The sequence below is a fragment of the Croceicoccus mobilis genome (assembly GCF_001661965.1).
Classification (GTDB): Bacteria; Pseudomonadota; Alphaproteobacteria; order Sphingomonadales; family Sphingomonadaceae; genus Croceicoccus; species Croceicoccus mobilis.
On the sequence record NZ_LYWZ01000021.1, the window covers coordinates 96,440 to 116,304 of the forward strand.

Here is a 19,865-nt window from a genome sequence, read left to right on the forward strand (position 1 = left end):
CGTCTTAAGCAGCGCGGTCAGGCGCAAAACTGGCGCACCGGTCAACTCACCGCCTGTACAGACTGCCGTTCGAATGCCGCGATCCGGTCTTCCAGCTTCATGGTCAGGTCGATCTCGTCCAGCCCTTCCATCAGACAATGACGCCGGAACGGGTCGAGCTCAAATTCGAAACGATCGCCATTTTCGGTCAGGACGAATTGTCCGCGAATATCGACCGTCAGATCTTCATCTTGCGCGACGTTCATCAGTGTATCGACGGCCGCTTGCGGCAGCACGATCGTGGCAATGCCGTTCTTGAATGCATTACTGGCGAATATGTCGGAAAAACCCGGCGCAACGATCGCGCGAATGCCCATGTCGGCAATCGCCCATGCCGCATGTTCACGGCTTGATCCGCAGCCGAAATTATCGCCCGCGATCAGGATCGGCGCGCCCGCGAAACGGGGATCGTCGAACACATTGTCGGGGTCTTCGCGCAGGACCGCGAATGCGCCCTGCCCAAGACCGGCACGGCTCACGGTCTTGAGCCATTCGGCCGCGATAATGATATCGGTGTCGATGTTCTTCAGGCCGAGCGGGATTGCGCGCCCGACGATGAATTCAAGCGGTTTGCGGATCATTGGTCCAGTCCTTCTAGCATTCGCGCATCGCACAGGTGTCCGGCAACCGCAGTGGCGGCGGCCACGGCCGGAGAAACGAGATGCGTGCGCGCACCCGGCCCCTGCCGCCCCATGAAATTGCGATTGCTGGTAGAAGCGCACCGCTCACCGGCAGGAACCTTGTCGGGGTTCATGCCAAGGCACGCAGAGCAGCCCGGTTCGCGCCATTCGAAGCCAGCATCGATAAACACCCGGTCCAGTCCTTCGGCCTCTGCCTGCCGCTTGACCAGCCCCGATCCGGGGACGACCAGCGCCTGCAGGATGCTATTGGCGATATGGCGGCCCTTCAGAATGCCGGCCGCGGCGCGCAGATCCTCGATCCGGCTGTTGGTGCAACTGCCGATAAAGACGTTCTGGACTTCGATCTCGGCCATCTTCTGGCCGGGCTTCAGGTCCATATAATCGAGTGCCTGCCGCGCCGAGGTCCGTTTCGAAGCATCGGTAAAGCTGTCGGGCGAAGGTACAGTTCCATCGATGGCAACTACATCTTCGGGGCTCGTGCCCCAGGTAACCGCCGGCGCGATCCGGGCCGCATCGATCGTGACGCTGCGATCATAGGTCGCTCCCTCGTCGCTCGCCAGTGCCAACCAGCGCCGCGCCGCTTCGTCGAACGCCTTGCCCTTTGGGGCCATGGAACGGCCAGCCAGATAGGCCAGCGTCTTTTCGTCGGGCGCAAACAGTCCCGAACGCGCCCCGGCCTCGATCGCCATGTTGGCCACCGTCAACCGCCCTTCGATGGACATCGCATCGAACGTCGATCCGCGATATTCGATAACGTGACCAGTCGCCCCGCCCGTGCCGATCAGCGCCACGATCGCCAGCGCGACATCTTTGGGCGAAACGCCGGGCGGCAGTTCGCCCTCCACCCGCACTTCCATCGTTTTCGAACGCTTCAGCATCAGTGTCTGGGTCGCCAGCACATGCTCGACCTCGCTGGTGCCGATGCCGAAGGCCAATGCGCCAAGCGCCCCGTGCGAGCTTGTGTGGCTGTCGCCGCACACAAGGGTCGTGCCCGGCAGCGTAAATCCCTGTTCCGGGCCGACGACGTGCACGATGCCCTGTTCGGCATCGGCATCGCCAATATAGCGGATGCCGAACGAAGGCGCGTTGGATTCCAGCAGTTCGAGCTGCTGCGCGCTTTGCGGATCCGAAATCGGGATCCGGTTGCCCGCGGCGTCGCGGCGCGGCGTGGTGGGAAGGTTGTGATCGGGCACCGCCAGCGTCAGGTCAGGCCGCCTTACGCGGCGGCCGGCGGCGCGCAGCCCTTCGAACGCCTGCGGACTGGTCACTTCGTGGACAAGGTGCCGATCGATATAGATCAGACAGGTCCCGTCCTCACGGCGGTCGACCACATGCGCGTCCCAGATTTTTTCGTACATTGTACGCGGTGTCATGTTCTTGCCTTCTTCAATCACGGAAATTCAGCGGGCTTTGCAAGCGACGTCGTTCAAAGCTGAGATACTGAACGGCTAGGCTCCCAACTGACGGATAAGCGCAAGCGCCTTGCCCTCGTCGATGACTTCGGCATATTTGGCCTGAAGATCGAACAGATTGGCCTCATGCGGCTCTGGACGCCGGTCGGCGCAGGCATCGCTGACGACAAAGGGTATGAAACCGTGCTGCAGCGCGTCGAGCGCCGACGCACGCACGCAGCCCGAGGTGGAAAATCCGGTGACGAAAACGGTGTCGATCCCCATGCCGTTAAGCGTGGCCGCCAGCGATGTTCCGAAGAACGCCGAGGCATATTGCTTGGTCACGACAAGGTCGCTCTCGCCCGGACGAAGCGTCGCGGGGAATGCCCCCAGCGGCGAGCCTTTGAGAAAAGCGCGCAGCGCAGGCACCTTGCGGTAGAACTGCCCACCATCCGTTCCGCCGTTCTGGTATTCGACATTCGTGAAGATGACCGGAACGCCCGCATCATGCGCCGCCGCCAGCAGCCTTTCATTGACGGAAAGGGCGGAACCGGCGGCTTCGCAATAGAGGTCCGAGGCAGGATCGAGGTAGGCGGCTACGACATCGACGATCACCAGCGCGGCCTTTTTGCCGGGCCGCAAATGCCCGTCGAACGCCCCGGCATAGCTCGTCTGCAAATCGCTCATATCGCCGATATTTCCTTCAAGCGGTCCATTTCGTCTTCGCTCATGCCCAGCAGTTCGCCATAGACGGCAGCGTTGTCCTGACCGATTTCGGAAGGCGCCAACGTGCGAATGCCACTTGGCGTATCCGATAGCCTGGGAAAGGCGTTCTGCATCTTGAACTTGCCCCATTTGGGCGAATCGACCTCGCACAATGCTTCGCGAGCTTCAAAATGCGGATCTTCGAGCATTTCCTGCGCCCGGAAGATCTTCCCGGCCGGCACGCTATGCTCGATCATGAGCTTTTCGATCTCCTCGACAGTGACGGTGCGGCTCCATTCCGCAATGATCTCGTCGAGTTCAGCCTGGTTGTTGCCCCGCGCGACATGGGTGGAATAGCGCTCGTCAGCGGCCAGTTCCGGCCTGCCCATGGCATTGCAGAGCCGTGTGAAGACCGCATCCTGGTTAGCGCCGATCAGATATTCGCCATCGCTGCACGGATACACATTAGAAGGCGCCACACCTTCGAGAACCGAACCCGTCCGGCGACGGACATGGCCCGAAACCATATATTCTGGCACAAGGCTTTCCATAACCTGCAGCACGGCTTCATACAGCGCGCTGTCGACGACCTGCCCCTTCCCCGTTCGTTCACGCGCGTGAAGCGCGGCCAGCGCGCCCATACAGCCATAGGTTGCGGCAAGGCTGTCGCCGATAGAGACTCCCATCCGGCTTGGCGCGCGGTCGGGGTCGCCGACGATATAACGCCAACCGCCCATGGCTTCACCGATGCCGCCGAACCCGGCGCGGCTGGAATAGGGACCGTCCTGGCCGTAGCCCGATACTCGCACGATGATCAGGCGCGGATTGATGGCGTGGAGCGCGTCTGGCCCCAGGCCCCATTTTTCCATGGTGCCGGGCTTGAAGTTCTCGATCAGTATATCGGCCGTGGCGGCCAGCCTGCGAACGATGTCCTGGCCTTCGGCAATCCGCAGATTCGCGGAAACCGATTTCTTGTTGCGGGCCACGACTTCCCACCAAAGCTTCGCATCGCCGTGGCCCCAGTTGCGCATCGGGTCGCCGCCACTCGACTTGCCATCGGCATCGACGACCTTTGGCGGTTCGACCTTGATGACCTCTGCGCCCATGTCGCCAAGCAATTGCCCGCAAAACGGTCCCGCAATCAGCTGGCCAAGTTCCACGACCCGGATGCCGGACAACGCACCCTTGTTCTCAACACCCATTTTCGATCCTTATCTTCAAGCGGTTTTGACGTGCTGCCATTCCGGCTGAACGGGAGCGGACAGACCGGTCTCCGCTTCGCAACCGGCGCGCAGCGCCTCGATGTCCGGGCCATAGTCGAACAAGGGCACCGCCCCGCGCGACTGGCGCATTTCTTCGCGCAGGTTTGCCGTGGCGAGATCGTCGACCTCGCCCGCATCGGAGATGACCACGCCATAGGCGCGCGCGCCATCGGCGGTGACCAGCCCCTGCTTGATCTCTTTGGCGACCAGCGCGGGGTCGCGTTCAAGCGGATCGCCCCAGCCGCCGCCGCCCCAAGTGATGAAATGCAGAATGTCGTTCGCCTCGACTGCAACGTCCTCGACCTTGTTGCCGACCACGCTCTTCGTGCCGTCGGCCTTTTCGAGGATCTTGCGAGCACGGGCGCCGGGCCGCCCCCCGTTCACACCCCAGGGCGGGACGAACCAGCGATCATCGTGGATCGCGATCACGCCGGGTTCAAGGAACCGGTACGACATGACGATACCATTGCCGCCGCGGTGCAGCCCCGCACCGCCCGAATCGGCAACGGTTTCATAACGTTCGATGACCAGCGGGAAATAGCGCTCGAGGAACTCGTTCGGAACATTGGTAAAGCCCGGCCAGAGCGAATGGCCGTCGGGACCATCGCCCATCGGACGCCCGGGAATTCCGCCAAAGCCGATCTGGAAGAGCTGGAACCAGTCGCCCTTGCTGTCGGTGCCGGCGTAAAACAGGTGCGGGCTTGACGAAAAGCCTGCGGCATTGAGGAATTCGGGGGTTTTCTGACCCAGCAATCCGCCAAGAATATCGAATATCCGCCCCAGCGCGTGCGTCCGCCCCGACAATGCGGCGGGGAATTTCGGCTTGAGCAGCGATCCTTCGGGGATGCGAACTTCGATCAGATCGTAGAATCCGTCGTTGAACAGGATCATCGGATCGAAGACCATGATCATATAGATGCCGAAGAACATCTTGAACATGTTTTCGTTGAGGTAGAAATTAATCGAGGCGATGCTCTGCGGATCGGTCCCTTCGAAATCGAGGATCACCTTCTCGCCTTCGCGCCACATCGTGCATTTCAGACGATAGGGGCCAAAGCCCATGCCGTCATCGCAGATATAGTCCTGAAAGCTGACCTTTTCTTCGCTGACCGCCTGCCCCAGCAGCGTCTTCATCGCGCGGTGATTGCGCGCCAGCAGTTCTTCGGTCGCCGATACATAGGTGTCGATGCCGAAGCGCTCCGCCATTTCCGTGACCCGGCGCGCGGCCACCCTGCACGATGCGATCAGCGCATTCAGGTCGGCCTTGCACCAGTCGGGCATGCGCGACTGGTGCAGCGCCAGCTTGACGACGTCTTCGTTATACTCGCCCTTGCGATAGATCTTTACGGGCGGGATCCGCACGCCTTCCTGGAAGATGTTGGTCGCATCGATCGGCATCGATCCCGGCACCTTGCCGCCAATGTCGGACATATGCCCGAACATGGCGGTATAGGCGAGCAGGCGGCCATCCTCGAAAACGGGCAGCAGGACCAGCCAGTCATTGCTGTGGCTGACCGCGCCCTGCACCGAATAGGGATCCGACAGGAGGAACATGTCTCCATCCTCGATCGTGCCGGAATAGCCGTCGAGGAAGCCGCCGATGAAAGATCCGAACTGGCCGACGATCATGCGGCCTTCCGGATCGGCGATCAGCGGGAAGGCATCGCCCTGCTCGCGGATTCCGGGCGACATGGCCGTGCGGACCAGCGTGGCGTCCATTTCGATGCGCGCATTGCGCAACGCATTTTCGATCACCTCGAGCGTGACGGGATCGATTGCGACTTTCTGAAAGGGCGTGTCGTTGCTGCGGATGATCTGTGCAGGCATGGAAGGGCGCTCCGTTCAGGCCAGAGTGATGAGCATATTGCCGACAGCGTCGACGGTGCCGATGCAATCGGCTTCAATCAGGGTGGTCGAATCCATCTCGGTGACGATCGCCGGCCCCTTGATGACATCGCCTTGCATCAGCTTTGCGCGGTCGTAGATCACCGCTGGCTGGTGACGCCCATCCATCCAGACCTCGTGGTCGCGGATCTTGGCGTGCGAAGGATCGCCATTGCCCACCGGCAGCTGTGCCGCAGGGAGGTCCAGCGAACGGCCCAGAGCGACCGCGCGCAGGTTCACGATCTCGTGATCGCTGTCCATGTTGAAGGTGAAGAGACGGTGGTGCTCGTCATCAAACCGCCGGGTCAGACCTGCGATCCCTTCGGCTTCCAGATCGGCCAGCGTGACCGCCATCGGCACTTCGAAAGCCTGGCCCGAATAGCGCAGGTCAATCTCGAAGCTGATTTCGATTTCGGCCCCGTCCGTGCCATCGGCCTTCAGTTCGTCGCTGATCTGCTCCGCCATTTCCTGGAGTATCCCGGAAAGATCGGAAAGCGTCGTCTGCGATGCCAGCGTGGAGAAGCTGCGCGCCGTTTCGGTTCGCATCCGCGTCGTTGCATCGCCAAGCGCACACAGCACACCGGGGCTGACCGGCGAAACCGCGGGCCAGCTGCCCATCAGGCGGGCGACGGCATTGACATGGATCGGTCCGGCGCCGCCAAAACCCATCAGCGCAAAATGGCGCGGGTCATATCCCTGCTGGACCGAGATCATGCGCAGCGCGCCGAACATGTTCTCGTTCACGATGTCGATGATGCCGCGCGCCGCCTCGTAAAGGTCGATGCCCAGCGTATCGGCAATGGTCTGCACCGCCTTGATGGACCCTTCCCGGTCAAGCTTGAAGCTCCCGCCCAGCAAGGCTTCGGGCAGATAGCCCAGCACGACATTCGCATCCGTCACGGTGGGCAGAGTGCCGCCCTTGCCATAGGCGACCGGCCCCGGCACCGCGCCCGCCGACTGCGGTCCGACGCGCAGGGCCCCGGTCAGTTCCGGCACATAGGCGATCGATCCGCCGCCCGCACCCACGGTCTTTACATCCAGAGCGGATGCACGGACCGAAAGATGTCCGACTTCGGTGGTGCGCACGCGGCGCGCCTCCAGGTTTTCGATCAACGCGACATCGGTGGATGTTCCGCCCACGTCGAGCGTCAGTATGTTTTCGATCCCTGCATTGCGGCCGACCCAGATCGCGCCGGTCACGCCCCCCGCGGGACCTGACATCAGCAGGGAAACAGGGTGCTCCTCGGATTTCTCCGAGGTCATCAGGCCGCCGTCGGAGCGCAGCAGCGACAGGCTGCCCGCCATTCCCGCATCGCGCAGTCTTGCGCGCAGGTTGCGGACATAGCGCCCCACCACGGGCCGCACCGCCGCATTGGCCACGGTGGTCAGGGTTCGTTCGTATTCCTGCATTTCCGGCAAGACGATGTGGCTGAGCGAAACGGGAACATCGGGCACGATCTCTGCCGCGAGCTCGGCCACGCGCAATTCGTGCGCGCCGTTGAGATAGGCATTCATCAGGCTGACGGTGATCGCCTCGACGCCCTGTGCCTTCAGTCTGTGCAGCTGGGCGCGGATATCGTCATCGTCGATCGGACGAAGCTCCTCGCCCCTGGCATTCATGCGGCCCTCGATCTCGAACGTGTCTTCAAGCGCGGCCAGCGGCTCGGGCTTGGGCCAGACGATCCAGCCGGCAAGCCCGCCGGGAACGAAGCTGCGGGCGATCTGCATGATCTGCCGGTAACCTTCGGTCACGATCAGGCCGACGCGCGCGCCCTTTCCTTCGAGCACCGCATTGGTTGCCACGGTGGTGCCGTGCAGGAATATCTCCACATCGGAAGGCTGGATTCCCGCCTTGGCGCAGATTTCGGTGACGCCGTTCAGAATACCTTCCGAACTGTCATGCGGCGTCGACGGGGTCTTGTGACGCCAGAAACCGCTCGTTTCCTGATCGAACAAAAGCAGGTCGGTAAAGGTACCCCCTACGTCAACCCCAAGACGATAACTCATCGCTGTTCCTTTGCTGTGTTCTGATCTGCCGGAGGAAAGGTCCCGGCGCGACTGACCATGGCCGGCAATTCCCGGCCCATCTGGGCCTTGAGCCAACCCGCCATCGAGATCGTCCTGTCGAGGTCGAAGTCCACCGGCACATGCGACCGGCCAAGCATGTAAAGCAGGTCTTCGGTGGCGATGTTGCCGGTTGCGGCCGGGGCGAAGGGGCATCCGCCGATGCCGCCCACCGCACTGTCCAGCGTCGCGGCGCCGGCCTGCACTGCCGCCCATGCATTCGCGATGCCGGTGTTGCGGGTGTTGTGCAGGTGGACGCGTATCGGAATGCCGTCGGTCACCGCAGCCACGGCGGTGACCAGATCGTAAACCTGCTGCGGAACGGCCACTCCGATTGTATCGGCCAAGGCGATTTCGCGGGGCGCCGCCTCGGCCAGGATGCGGGCCATTCGCACGACATGCTCCGGATCGACCTCACCCTCGAACGGGCAGCCGAAGGCCGCCCCGATCGTAACCTGCGCGCTGCGTGCGGCAGCCTTGGCGCCGCGCACAACATCTGCGGCAACATCGACCGATTCCATCGATTGCTGCCGCTGGTTGCGCTGGGCGAATTCGTCCGAGGCGACGCAAACTGCACCAATTTCATCGATTCGGGTGGCCAGCGCGCGGTCAAGCCCCTTGAGATTGAGGACAAGGCCTATTGTCGTCACGCCATCGGGCAAAGACAGGCCCTCGATGACTTCCTCGGCATTCGCCATCTGAGGAACGCGATCGCCGCGAACGAAACTCGCGACCTCGATCCGGCGCGCGCCAGCGTCCACCATACCCTCGATCAGAGCGATCTTTTGAGCCGTGGTGAAAAGCTGCTTTTCGTTTTGCAGCCCATCGCGCGGCGCCACCTCGACGATTTCAATTCCCGACAACTCGCGTCACCTCCTCGTATCGCATTTATGTATGCATAAACTCCACATGTAAACCCGAAATCGCACCCATTATCTCGGAAATACTAATTTTAAGCATACATATATTGCGACATCATGCTTCTGCACCTGCCACGGCCGCACGGACCGCAAGCACTGATCAAATTATGCACGGCCTCACGCCCTCACATTCAGTCCGATTGTGCGCTCACCCTTCGCTTCACTGGCTGCGCGCTATTTTGCCGGCCCGCGGTGAATCGAGTAATCAAAGAACTGACCGGTCGAAACGGGTGCCACGCAAACGCTAGACAGGGCCTAAAATTGCATACCTGAATCGATTGAACTGTGTTTCGCGGAAGGCGTTCACACGAAACCCATGTCACAGCTATGCGTGCTCAAAAAATCCATAATTGGGCGCATTATTGAAACGATAAACTGACGAGCGCTCGGTGTGCGAGTTATGCGATCTAAGCCTCTTGTCAAAGGTCTGGACGTCCCGTTTTGTATACTTTCCATGAATTCAGATCCCGCGGCTAAAGACATTTGCGCGGGCAGAGAAACCAGCTAACAAACAATGTGAGGGACATATGACAGGGATCGACAGTCGCCTTTTTATCAAGGCTTTGCTGGGTGCGGGGTGCTCACTGGCCAGCTTTGCGGCATCCATCAACGTTCATGCGCAAGAAGTAGCGGACGAGAGCGAATCTGCGTCGAATGGCGAGATCATCGTTACGGCCCGCCGGCGGGAGGAGAGCATCCTCGACGTTCCGATTGCCGTCAGCGCGTTCAACTCAGAGGCTATTGAGGATCGCGGCGTCAAATCGATCAACGAAATCGCGTCATTCACCCCCGGCCTGTTCGCACAGACCGACGCATCGGTATCGTCTGGCCGCAACGATCGCAGTTCGACCCGCCTCACCTTCCGCGGGCTTTCGGTTGCCAGCGGCGGTATCTTCATCAACGGCGCGCCCTATGCGGGCAGCGGACAGCCCGACCTCACGGACGTGTCCCGTCTGGAAGTTCTCAAGGGTCCGCAGGCAGTCTATTTCGGCCGCTCGACCTATTCGGGCGCGGTCAATTACGTAACCCGGGATCCTTCTTCGACGTTCGGCGGAAGTGTCAGTGCCGATATCGGCACCTACGGGCTTCTCGACGTTCGCGCTTCGCTTGAAGGGCCGCTGATCGGCGACACGCTCACTGCTCGCGCAAGCATTCGCAAATACAAGCAGGACGGCCAGTACAAGAATTTCTACGCGGGCGGAGAGCTCGGCAAGGAAGAAACGCTGAACGCGAACTTCGCGCTCACTTTCGATCCCGATCCCGATTTCAAGCTGCGGCTGTTCTATGCATACACGCGTGACGAGGACGGCGCACCGCCCACGGCTACGATCAAGAACGCGGGTTCGGGCACAGTGCTCGACTGCAACCTTGGCGGCACCGGAGGAAATTACTGGTGTGGCGCATTACCGGATGTATCGGCCCTTCCGGCTTCCTATATCTCGCTCGACACCAGGATGGACGAACGGCGCATTGCCGAGTTCGTCAACAATGCTGGCGAGCGGCCCGACACGCTGTTCAACCCGGACTACCTCGATCACTTCGGGTTCAAGCAGGACATTCATCACGTGTCACTGCGCGCTGATTATGAGGTGTCCGGTTTCGAGCTTTCAGCCATTGGCGCATACAGCCATACAAAGCAGCAGCGCCTGAACACCTTCACGGGACGCGATGTCAGCGACATCGCCAATCCCTATTTCACCGGCACGAATGAAGCCCAGTCGAGCTACTACAGCTTCGATGCGATGCAGCAGTCCGAATATAGCGAGACCTTCTTCGAGGGCCGTGTCACCTCGCCGCAGGACCAATCGATCCGCGCGACGATCGGCGCCAGCTATTACGGGCTGAACCGTCCCGGCGAATTCGTCTTCAACATCAGTCCGTTCGGGCGCGGGGGCAGCGCCAACGCCAAATCGACGATCGACACGCCGGCCATCTTCGGCGGTGTCTATGTCGATCCGCTCGACGGGCTGACCCTGACCTTCGAAGGACGATATCAATGGGACAAGATCGGGTCCGAACAAAATTACCCGGCTCCGGCAGATCCATCGCTCACCAATTTCAAACGGACCTGGAAGAGCTTTTCCCCGCGCGTTTCCGCCGATTACAAGATCAGTCCCGATACGATGGTCTATGCCACTTTCTCTCGCGGGTATCGGCAGGGCGGGTATAACGCCACCTTTGCCGGCCTTTCGGAAAGCGACAAGAGCCTGATCGTGGCCGCTGCGCCCGACGCTTCGGAATTCTTTGACCAGGAACGCCTGGACAACTACGAAATCGGGCTGAAGAGCGCGTTCTTCGACCGCCGACTGCGCACGACGCTGGCGATTTACAACATGAACTGGAACAACGGCCAGGTCACCAGCAGCACCTTTGCCGTCAGGCCCGACGATACGACCGTGGGAGCCGTGCTGACGGTCAACCGCGGCAAGGTGCGGATGCGCGGCGTGGAGCTTGAGGCAAGCTTTGCCGCCACGCCCAATTTCTCAATCGACGGCAGCCTGCAATATGCCGACAATAAAATCCGGGATTATGTCTACCCCGATGGGCTGAGGATCAACGGCAGCAGCGATGTCACTGGCAACCAGCTCGACCAGTCGCCGAAATGGGCCTGGACCCTGTCGCCCAGCTATACGCGTGCGATCAGCACAAGCTGGGACTTCCTCGTCCGCGTCGACTATATCCATCGCGGCAAGATCTATGTCGATCCCACCAACAGCGCATGGCTGGACAAGCGGGACACCTTCAATCTGCACGCAGGGTTCGAAAACGATAGGCGGGGCTTCAAGATCCAAGCATATGCCAACAATCTGTTCGATGATGACACCATCACAGCAGCAATTCGCGGTAATGATGTCGTCTATCGGCCCAGCGCGGGTGGGGTCGTTCCGGGCGTTGCCCTGACCCTCAACGAATTGCGCCTTGGCCTGCCGGACAAGCGCGAGATTGGCGTTCGCTTTAGTCAGGAGTTCTGATCGTCAAGGGTCTGGCTCGACCAGCCGGATGAGACGACTGCGTGTCGGTACCGGGCGTTGGCATGCCCGATGTCCGGACCGGCACGCAGTGGTCGCGTTGCGACTGGGAATCCTCCGCGCAAAATGCATCCAATAATACCGGCCGACAGGCTGTCGGGACACCCGATAGCCTGTCGGTACATTGTAGCACCGGATTGGCGCATCCCTTGAGACGAAGGCCATATGCGGGACTTCCGGACCATGGCGATTGCTATAGCCGCCCTATCATCAGCCGATCAAGCAATGTGAGTCTGGGCACCAGCCGTACATGACAGCAACGCGCGCGGCGCGGCGTTATTCGTCCATTTACGCGCCGCCGTAGCCTGAGGCAAAGCGCGGCTTCCTTTTCGACAGGAAGGCGTCCAGGCCCTCTGCGAAATCCTGCCCCAGCATCGCATCGACGAACCAGCCGACAGTCTCCTCCGTCTCTTCCGGTGCTTCGCAATCGGCGCATGAACGGATCATCCGCTTGCTTTGCATCAAGGTGTAGGCAGAGCCGGAAAGCAGCCCATCCACCAGTGCGGCCAGATCTTCCTCGAACCGGTCCGGGGCCGCGACCTGGCTGATCAATCCCCATGCCTCTGCCTGTGCCGCGTCGATGGAGCGCGCGGTGAAGATCATCTGGCGTGCACGCGCAGGGCCGATCAGCGACACAAGCCGATGGTGATCGCTTTGCAGGTAAACGGCCCCCAGTTTCGCCGGGGTGATGGCAAAGCGCGCCGTATCGGAGGCGATCCGCAGGTCTGCTGCAATGGCGAGGGCCACCGATGCACCGTAGCAATTGCCCTCGATGGCCGCGATGACCGGCTTGGCCGCCATTTCGATGGCCCGCATGGATCCCGCCATGGCCAGACCATAGCTGCGACAGGCATCCGCATCGCCGCAGATCTGGCCGAGTTCGGAGATGTCGTTCCCTGCGCCGAAAGTCCCGCCTGCACCACGAATGACGATTACGCCGACCTCTGGATTGGCACATGCTTTCGCCATCATGTCCGGCAGGGCGGACCACACTCGATACTGCATGGCATTGCGCGCCTGCGGCCGATCGAGCAGGATCGTTGCTACCGCGCCGGAGATCAAAAGTTTTGCGCCGTCAATGTCGTATGGCAGTTCGGTCATTAAAATTCTCTGCGATGTTCGGAACGGGCCAACCCGATACAGTCCATCGGTCGAACAGAAAAGAGGAATAGGCCTTTACAAAGGCTCAGTGTCCAAAATCACAGACCATGCGGTCGCACCACGGCCCACGCACGGCCGAATTCCAATCGGGCGGGCAAACCCTGTGCTAATGTAGTCGTCAGAGAAATCGAGCGGCGTATTCGGCGCTATCTATCGGTAAAAGGCAAAATCCGCATCGTGCTGGAGGCCCTGCGCGGTGATGGCAGCAACCCAGAGTTGGGCCGCAAGGCAGGCCCGGTACCTCTTGGCCCCGAACCTCTGCTACACTTGGGCAGCGGGGCGCATCGGACGGACTGCTCTGCCACCTGAATTTTGGACCATTCGCAGATGGAGTTTTCGGCCCTAGATTTCCTTGGCTAGGCAAGGATCTGTAATTGCAGGATGTTGATTTTCACTGAGAGTTGACCCGGGGTTTTCATCGAGAAGTGACCCGGGTTGCGGGGTGCCTATGTTCCCCTGGCTTCGGGTTTGGTCAAGGGTCGGCTTATTTCCTTTTTGGTTGTGCTGTTGGCGGCGGAAGCCTTGAAGCGGAAGCTGTCGTTTCCGGTTTCGAGGATGTGGCAGTGATGGGTCAGCCGATCGAGCAGGGCGGTGGTCATCTTGGCATCGCCGAACACGCTGGCCCATTCGGAGAAGCTGAGGTTGGTGGTGATGATGACGCTGGTAGGCTCGTAGAGCTTGCTTGTGAATCGGCGTGCAATTGGTGCCCACCTGACTCGGTGATCGGCGCCTAATCGGGGACCACCCCCGGGTCATCTATGTTCGTTGGCTATTTGGGCTGACGACGAGGCGGAGGATGACGACGGTGGAGACGATTGGCCGGATCAGGCGCGCATATTTTGTGCAGCGGCAATCGGTGCGCGAGATCGCGCGGCGGCTGCATGTATCGAGGAAAACTGTCAGGAAGGCGATTGAGGCCGAGGACGGCAAGTTCATCTACGATCGCACGGTTCAGCCGAAGCCGAAGCTCGGCGCCTACGTTGAAGAACTCGAACGATTACTGGCGGAGAACGAACGCAAGCCGCGGCGCGAACGGCTGACGCTGATCCGGTTGTTCGAAGCGTTGCGAGCCCCGGGATATGAAGGCGGTTACGATACGGTCCGCCGTCATGCGCGCTGCTGGCAACGCGAGGAAGTGGGGCGCACGGCAACTGCGTTTGTGCCGCTGAGTTTTGAGCCCGGCGAGGCTTACCAGTTCGACTCACATGGGGGCCTTGGGGGACTGTCAGGAATTCCGTGTGTGGGCGGGCGGTTCGGGAAAGACCCATCTCAGCATCACCATCGCGCGCAACTGTATCCGTAGTGGCTTCAGGGCCCGATTTTATAACACCACCGATCTGGTCAACATGCTCGAATTGGAAGTCCATCAGGACCGTACCGGCAAGCTCGCCGAACACCTGGAGCGGGTCGATCTGCTGATCCTCGACGAACTGGGTTATCTTCCGTTCGCCCGAACCGGCGGCCAATTGCTGTTCCACCTCATCAGCCGCCTGTATGAACGCACGGTTATCGTCACTACCAACCTCGCCTTCGGCGAATGGCCCACCGTGTTCGGCGATGCGAAGATGACCACGGCTCTACTCGATCGGCTCACCCACCATTGCGACATCATCGAGACCGGCAACGATAGCTGGCGCTTCAAGAACCGCAGCTGAGCCCGCAGCAAAGCCGAAAGAAAACCATTTACGTCGTTGCGAAACGTCTCCGGGCTACGCCCTACGCCGTCCCGCAACGACGTAAGTGCGTATCAAAAACCTGGCCCCCTATTGAGCGCCGATCCCGGTCCCCGTTTGCGCGCCGATTGACGGGTAGGTGCCGCATCGAGTGTTGGCCGAATGTTCGGCAAGGTCATCAACCGTCTTTCGGGGCACGCCCGGGGGCGTTTTTTAGCGCCCACTTCCAGGATAATCTTATATTATAGATAATTGAATTGTTAAATCGAATCCCTCCGTCTCCGCCATTCCCCTGCCCACCGCGAACATCACCGCCAGGACACCATTGGTGCTTCGAAGGCCACTCGCGATTGCGCCGCCGTAGCCGCCTGACTTGCCAGCGGGATCAACGCACCGCCACATCTCCAGCCTCAGTCCGTCGACTGACGGAACTGCGCAACCGGGCGTTCGTTGCGATTACTCACCATATGAAAGGTTAGTAATTGAGCACCGAGAAATACCAACTTCCCCACGACATCGGCATGGGCGGCGTGCCGATCGGCAATGAATTTCGCGTCACCACCGACGAACAGGCCGCCGAAACCCTGCATGCCGCATGGCAGGCAGGCATCCGCTATTTCGATGTCGCGCCGCATTACGGGCTTGGCCTTGCGGAACGACGCTATGGCCAGTTCCTGCACCGCCAGCCGCGCGACAGCTTCATCCTCAGCTCCAAGGTCGGGCGCCTGCTGAAGGCCGGGCGCGAGCATCGCGACCAGCAGCTCATGCCCTATTCGCCCTCACCCAATATCGAGGTGTATGATTACAGCCGCGATGCGACCATGCGTTCGATCGAGGACACGCTCCAGCGCACCGGGCTCGACAGCATCGACATTATCTATGTCCACGACCTGTCGCCCGACAACGAAGACGCGCTGCCGAAACCGTGGCTGGAACTATGGCCCGAGGCGGTCGAAGGCTGTTTCGCAACCTTGTGCGAACTGCGCGACCAAGGCGTGATCAAGGCGTGGGGCATGGGCGTGAACAGCCCCGAACCGATCATGAAGTGCATGGAGGATTCCGATCCCGACCTGCACCTGATGGCCAGCCAGTATTCGCTGATCGAGCACGATTATCCGGTCGAGACCGTATTCCCCAAGGCGCGCGAAAAAGGAAACAGCTTCGTCATCGGCTCGTCGCTGAACGCCGGGTTCCTGGCAGGCGTGCACCGCTATCATTACGGCGCGAGCAGCGGTGTGATTTCGAAGGATCACATGGAAAAGCGCAAGAAACTGGCCGAAGTGGGATTCGACCATGGGGTCAGCCTGCTCGATGCCGCACTGCAATTCGCCAAGGCGCCCGACGTGGCGCAGGCGGTCGTCGTCGGCATGGGCCGCCCGGATGAAGCGATCAATGACGCGACGGCGATGGACACGCCGATCCCGGCCGCGTTCTGGGACGATCTGCGCCGCGAAATGCTGATCCACCCGGATGCCGCGACGCCCGACTGACGGCCCCGGCGTTTCGCCCGATGATGGCACAGGCCCAGGAGGAGCCTTGCCACCATCGGCGAACGGGCGCACCTTCCCCCGTGGGAAAACGGGTGGAGGGAAGATACGATGCGGCAGATTTCCATTCTCGCAGCTGGCGCGGCTCTCGCGATTGCCGGCGGCGCGGGCACGGCAAAAGCGCAGGATGCTGCGGAAAGCGCCATCATCCTGTCCGGCAATGCCGGTACCGGCGGCGCTCAGCGTTCGCTTGGCAGGTCAATTTCGGGCAGCATCGGCAATGCCGCCAATGCGGTCCGCGTCGGCAATGGCGGCAATGGCGGCGGCACCTATCGCGCGCCACGCCGGGGCGGCGGCTCTGCTTCTACCGGGGGCCGCATTCCTGCCGGAGTCGATCCGCTGAAGGGGACCGACGCCTCCAGCTATCGCCTGTCGAACGGGGCGGGGATCAAGGTCAGCGGACACATGACCCCGAACGCGGGTACGCGATGCGTCAGCCATTGTCCGGAACCTGCGTCCGGTGGCGAATAATCCGCCCGCTTACGACCTTTCGCTGATGGACCGCCCCTGCGCACAGGCATAGTTTCGCTCGCATCATGACCAGCGACTCAGAACTGGGCGAGATCCATGCCTTTCTTGCCGCCCATCCGCCTTTTTCACGACTATCGGCGCAGGCCCTGGGATCGCTCGTCCGCCATACAGAGGTTTCCTATTATCGCCGCGGCAGCACCGTCACCACGGCGGGCGATGATAATCGTTTCCTGTCGGTGGTCCGCTCGGGCGCGGTGGAACTGAAGCTGGGAGGCACCGATCTCAATGCGCGGTTGGGTGAAGGGGAAAGCTTCGGCTACCCCTCGCTGATCCGCGGCGGCCCTGCGCAGAACGAGGTAATCGCGCTGGAGGATACCCTCCTTTACCGCGTCGAGAAGCAGGCCTTCCTCGACCAGCGCCGTGCCGACAGCGACTTTCGCGCTTTCTTCGATACTGACGAGGCAGGCCGCCTGCGCCGTGCCCTGGAAGGGTCGCGCCGGATGGCTGCGGGCGATGCGTCAGAGGCGCTGGGCGCACATGGCCCCATCGGCTCGCTCAACCGCAGGCGCGAGGTAGTGACCGCCCCGCCCGCCATGCCGATTGCCGAGGCGGCAAAGCTGATGGCCGAGCATGACGTGTCCACCCTGCCGATCGCCGATGGCGACATGCTGGTCGGGATCGTGACCGACAAGGACCTGCGCCGCCGCGTGCTGGCGCCGGGCATCGACACTGCCCTGCCCCTTTCCGAGATCATGACCGAACATCCGATTACCGCCGTTGAGGATACGCCGGTACTTACCGCGCTGGTCATGATGGCCGAACGTCACATCCATCATCTTCCGGTCACCGATACGAGCGGGGCGCTGGTATCGGTGATCTCGTCCAACGACATTCTCGCCCGCCTCGGCTCCAACTCGCTGTTGATCGCAAAGGAGATCAGCTCGGCGAGCAGCGACATAGAGGTCGCGCGCGCCTGTTCGCTGCTGCCGGGCGCCGTAACGGGGCTGGTATCGGCGGGCGTCGATGCAGACCATGTCTCGCGCTATGTCTCCACCATCGGGGAAAGCGCGCATCGCCGGATCTTGCGGCTGGCGGAGGAAGAGCTTGGGCCCCCGCCCGTGCCTTATGCGCTGGTCTGTTTCGGCTCGCTCGCGAGGGCGGAACAGGCGCTGGGGTCGGATCAGGACAATGGCTTCATCTTTCCCGAAGGGCACCAGAAAGCAGGCCGCCTACCCTATTTCGAACAGATGGCGAAGCGGCTGACCGATGGTCTCGACGGGGCAGGCTATCGCTATTGCCCCGGCGAGATCATGGCCACCAACCGGCTCTATCGGCAAAGCGTGCCGCAGTGGGAGATGCGCTTCTTCCAGTGGATCGGCCAGCCCGATCCCGATGCCATCCTGCAAAGCACCATCTTCTTCGACATGCGCTGCCTTGCCGGGGACCACTCGCTGGTGGATGAATTGCGCCGCGATGTCTTCGCTGCCGCCAGCGTCAACAAGATCTTCCTCTCCTTCGTCGCGCGGGCAGCGGCGACGACGCGGGTGCCGCTCGGCTTTTTCCGCAATTTCCTGCTGCAGGACGATGCCAAGGAAGGGCAGGTCCTCGACCTCAAGACGCAGGCCATCGCGCCGATCGTCGACATTGCGCGCCTGCATGCGCTCGCCAATGCGACACCTGCGACCAATACGCTGGAACGGCTGCGCGCCGCAGGCGATGCCGGCAGCCTTGACGCTGATGCCGCGCGCGATCTGGCCGCGGCATTCGAATTCGTGCGCGATGTGCGCCTTCGCCACCAGGCCCAGCAGGTGGAAGCAGGCGAAGCGCCCACCAACAAGCTGCCGCCTGCCAGCCTGTCACGCTTTGACCGCGAACATCTGCGCGATGCCTTCAAGATGATCCGCGATCAGCTGGACAAGGCGCGCAGCAAATATGCGGGCGGGGTAACATGATCGAATGGCTCCTGCCGGGCCGCGAACGGCGGCTCAAACGCAAATTCGAGCAAGCAGCAGCTCTCGCTCCAGAGGGGCCGCTGCGCGATTACTATGCCGCTGGCCTCCCCGCTTTCTCGCTCCCGGTCAGCGGGCTGGAGATGATGGCGATCGACCTCGAAACAGACGGCCTCGATTTCGAACAGAGCGCCATATTGGAAGCAGGCGTGGTGCTGACGCGGATCAATGCGATCCCCGCTCATGGCGCGCATCGCATCCGCATCCGCCCCTCCGATGCCTTGTCGCCATCGAGCGTCATCGTCCACCGCATCACCGACGATGCGCTGGTCGATGCCATGAACGAGGAAGAGGCCTTGGCTCTGCTGCTGCCGCTGCTGGCCGGAAAGCCGCTGGTCGCCCATTTCGCGGATATAGAGGCGGGCTTCCTCGATGCCGCGTGCAGGCGGGTCTATGGCACGCCTTTCGTCGCGCCGTTCATCTGCACCATGAGCCTTGAAAACCGCTGGTTTCCGCGCACCCGCGCCGCTGACGGGCTACGCCTTGCGAAATTGCGCGCCGGATACCGCCTGCCTGCCTATACCGCCCATGATGGCCTCACCGATGCGCTGGCCTGCGCCGAATTGCTGATGGCGCAGATCGCGCATCACGGCTGCACTGCGCTCACATTGGGTGATCTCGTTCGCCGCTGATCGGGCCACAGAAATCCGCCATTTACGGCATTAGACGAAAGTCGCTCTGTGAAAGCGGCCCTCCTTCCTTAACCCTGAACATGGGCTGCACCCGGCTTGGACGGTGGCAGTTAGTGCAACAAGAGACATTGGGGGAGGACTGACAATGTCCGACGAAAATCTCGGCTCGCCGCCATCCGAAAACGGACACGGCGAGGCCTACTGGAAAGAGAATATCCGCTTGCTGGTATCGCTCATGGCGATCTGGTTCATCGTATCGTTCGGCTGCGGGATCCTCTTCCGCGACTTCCTCGACCAGTTCATGATCGGCGGCTTCCCGCTGGGTTTCTGGTTCGCGCAGCAAGGCTCGATCTACGTCTTTATCCTGCTGGTGTTCTATTACGCCTGGAAGATGAAGCGGATCGAACGCCACTACGACCTTGACGATTGAGGGGGCG

The 19,865-nt window shown here is 61.4% G+C and carries 14 protein-coding genes and 3 pseudogenes; 8 read left to right on the forward strand and 9 right to left on the reverse strand.

The window, feature by feature from the left end:
- Positions 1–41: 41 nt before the first annotated feature.
- From leuD to A9D13_RS07320, 7 genes are all read right to left on the reverse strand, one after another.
- Positions 42–620 (reverse strand): 3-isopropylmalate dehydratase small subunit, encoded by a 579-nt coding sequence (gene leuD, locus A9D13_RS07290; RefSeq protein WP_066772046.1) that lies wholly within the window; start codon positions 618–620, stop codon positions 42–44.
- On the reverse strand, positions 617–2,053 hold the full coding sequence (gene leuC / locus A9D13_RS07295; protein WP_066772143.1) for a 3-isopropylmalate dehydratase large subunit: 1,437 nt from the start codon (positions 2,051–2,053) through the stop codon (positions 617–619). The genes leuD and leuC overlap by 4 nt, the downstream gene beginning before the upstream one ends.
- A gap of 75 nt (positions 2,054–2,128) precedes the next feature.
- Positions 2,129–2,758, reverse strand: a complete 630-nt coding sequence (locus tag A9D13_RS07300; RefSeq protein WP_066772047.1) for an isochorismatase family protein — start codon at positions 2,756–2,758, stop codon at positions 2,129–2,131.
- Positions 2,755–3,978: a CaiB/BaiF CoA transferase family protein gene (locus A9D13_RS07305; RefSeq protein ID WP_066772048.1), complete on the reverse strand. Its 1,224-nt coding sequence runs from the start codon at positions 3,976–3,978 to the stop codon at positions 2,755–2,757. Before A9D13_RS07305 ends, A9D13_RS07300 begins: the two co-directional genes overlap by 4 nt.
- 15 nt (positions 3,979–3,993) lie before the next feature.
- Entirely contained in the window at positions 3,994–5,865 is a 1,872-nt protein-coding gene (locus tag A9D13_RS07310; RefSeq protein ID WP_066772049.1) for a hydantoinase B/oxoprolinase family protein, read from the reverse strand.
- 15 nt (positions 5,866–5,880) lie between these two features.
- Positions 5,881–7,929, reverse strand: coding sequence for a hydantoinase/oxoprolinase family protein (locus A9D13_RS07315; protein ID WP_066772051.1), 2,049 nt, complete (start codon positions 7,927–7,929; stop codon positions 5,881–5,883).
- A complete protein-coding gene (locus A9D13_RS07320) occupies positions 7,926–8,849 on the reverse strand; it encodes a hydroxymethylglutaryl-CoA lyase (protein WP_066772053.1) in 924 nt (307 codons plus the stop codon). Before A9D13_RS07320 ends, A9D13_RS07315 begins: the two co-directional genes overlap by 4 nt.
- A 584-nt stretch (positions 8,850–9,433) precedes the next feature.
- On the opposite strand from A9D13_RS07320, the gene A9D13_RS07325 reads away from it, so the two are divergent.
- Positions 9,434–11,878, forward strand: coding sequence for a TonB-dependent receptor (locus A9D13_RS07325; RefSeq protein WP_066772055.1), 2,445 nt, complete (start codon positions 9,434–9,436; stop codon positions 11,876–11,878).
- A 345-nt stretch (positions 11,879–12,223) separates the two neighbouring features.
- Here A9D13_RS07325 and A9D13_RS07330 read toward each other — a convergent pair whose 3' ends face one another.
- Both A9D13_RS07330 and A9D13_RS20065 read right to left on the reverse strand, forming a co-directional pair.
- On the reverse strand, positions 12,224–13,036 hold the full coding sequence (locus A9D13_RS07330) for an enoyl-CoA hydratase/isomerase family protein (RefSeq protein ID WP_066772060.1): 813 nt from the start codon (positions 13,034–13,036) through the stop codon (positions 12,224–12,226).
- A 506-nt stretch (positions 13,037–13,542) separates the two neighbouring features.
- Positions 13,543–13,779: pseudogene (locus tag A9D13_RS20065) on the reverse strand (ATP-binding protein); the annotation flags it as partial.
- Between the two features lie 113 nt (positions 13,780–13,892).
- Here A9D13_RS20065 and A9D13_RS07335 point away from each other — a divergent pair.
- The 7 genes and pseudogenes from A9D13_RS07335 to A9D13_RS07365 all read left to right on the forward strand — a co-directional run.
- Positions 13,893–14,297: pseudogene (locus A9D13_RS07335) on the forward strand (IS21 family transposase); the annotation flags it as partial.
- Positions 14,298–14,346: 49 nt separating this feature from the next.
- A pseudogene (locus A9D13_RS07340) lies at positions 14,347–14,751 on the forward strand (ATP-binding protein); the annotation flags it as partial.
- Between the two features lie 500 nt (positions 14,752–15,251).
- Positions 15,252–16,259 (forward strand): aldo/keto reductase, encoded by a 1,008-nt coding sequence (locus A9D13_RS07345; protein WP_066772063.1) that lies wholly within the window; start codon positions 15,252–15,254, stop codon positions 16,257–16,259.
- Positions 16,260–16,367: 108 nt separating this feature from the next.
- A complete protein-coding gene (locus A9D13_RS07350; protein ID WP_066772064.1) occupies positions 16,368–16,787 on the forward strand; it encodes a hypothetical protein in 420 nt (139 codons plus the stop codon).
- A gap of 65 nt (positions 16,788–16,852) precedes the next feature.
- Positions 16,853–18,739, forward strand: coding sequence for a putative nucleotidyltransferase substrate binding domain-containing protein (locus tag A9D13_RS07355; RefSeq protein WP_066772065.1), 1,887 nt, complete (start codon positions 16,853–16,855; stop codon positions 18,737–18,739).
- Positions 18,736–19,428 (forward strand): exonuclease domain-containing protein, encoded by a 693-nt coding sequence (locus A9D13_RS07360; RefSeq protein ID WP_066772067.1) that lies wholly within the window; start codon positions 18,736–18,738, stop codon positions 19,426–19,428. Before A9D13_RS07355 ends, A9D13_RS07360 begins: the two co-directional genes overlap by 4 nt.
- A gap of 145 nt (positions 19,429–19,573) precedes the next feature.
- On the forward strand, positions 19,574–19,858 hold the full coding sequence (locus A9D13_RS07365) for a DUF4212 domain-containing protein (RefSeq protein WP_066772069.1): 285 nt from the start codon (positions 19,574–19,576) through the stop codon (positions 19,856–19,858).
- Positions 19,859–19,865: the final 7 nt, after the last annotated feature.

Bases quoted from the DNA above. Each gene is read 5' to 3' on its own strand.
- A9D13_RS07300 (WP_066772047.1), bottom strand. From the start codon at position 2,758: ATGAGCGATTTGCAGACGAGCTATGCCGGGGCGTTCGACGGGCATTTG.
- A9D13_RS07365 (WP_066772069.1), top strand. From the start codon at position 19,574: ATGTCCGACGAAAATCTCGGCTCGCCGCCATCCGAAAACGGACACGGC.
- A9D13_RS07310 (WP_066772049.1), bottom strand. From the start codon at position 5,865: ATGCCTGCACAGATCATCCGCAGCAACGACACGCCCTTTCAGAAAGTC.
- A9D13_RS07355 (WP_066772065.1), top strand. From the start codon at position 16,853: ATGACCAGCGACTCAGAACTGGGCGAGATCCATGCCTTTCTTGCCGCC.
- leuD (WP_066772046.1), bottom strand. From the start codon at position 620: ATGATCCGCAAACCGCTTGAATTCATCGTCGGGCGCGCAATCCCGCTC.
- A9D13_RS07330 (WP_066772060.1), bottom strand. From the start codon at position 13,036: ATGACCGAACTGCCATACGACATTGACGGCGCAAAACTTTTGATCTCC.
- A9D13_RS07325 (WP_066772055.1), top strand. From the start codon at position 9,434: ATGACAGGGATCGACAGTCGCCTTTTTATCAAGGCTTTGCTGGGTGCG.
- A9D13_RS07315 (WP_066772051.1), bottom strand. From the start codon at position 7,929: ATGAGTTATCGTCTTGGGGTTGACGTAGGGGGTACCTTTACCGACCTG.
- A9D13_RS07350 (WP_066772064.1), top strand. From the start codon at position 16,368: ATGCGGCAGATTTCCATTCTCGCAGCTGGCGCGGCTCTCGCGATTGCC.
- leuC (WP_066772143.1), bottom strand. From the start codon at position 2,053: ATGACACCGCGTACAATGTACGAAAAAATCTGGGACGCGCATGTGGTC.
- A9D13_RS07360 (WP_066772067.1), top strand. From the start codon at position 18,736: ATGATCGAATGGCTCCTGCCGGGCCGCGAACGGCGGCTCAAACGCAAA.
- A9D13_RS07305 (WP_066772048.1), bottom strand. From the start codon at position 3,978: ATGGGTGTTGAGAACAAGGGTGCGTTGTCCGGCATCCGGGTCGTGGAA.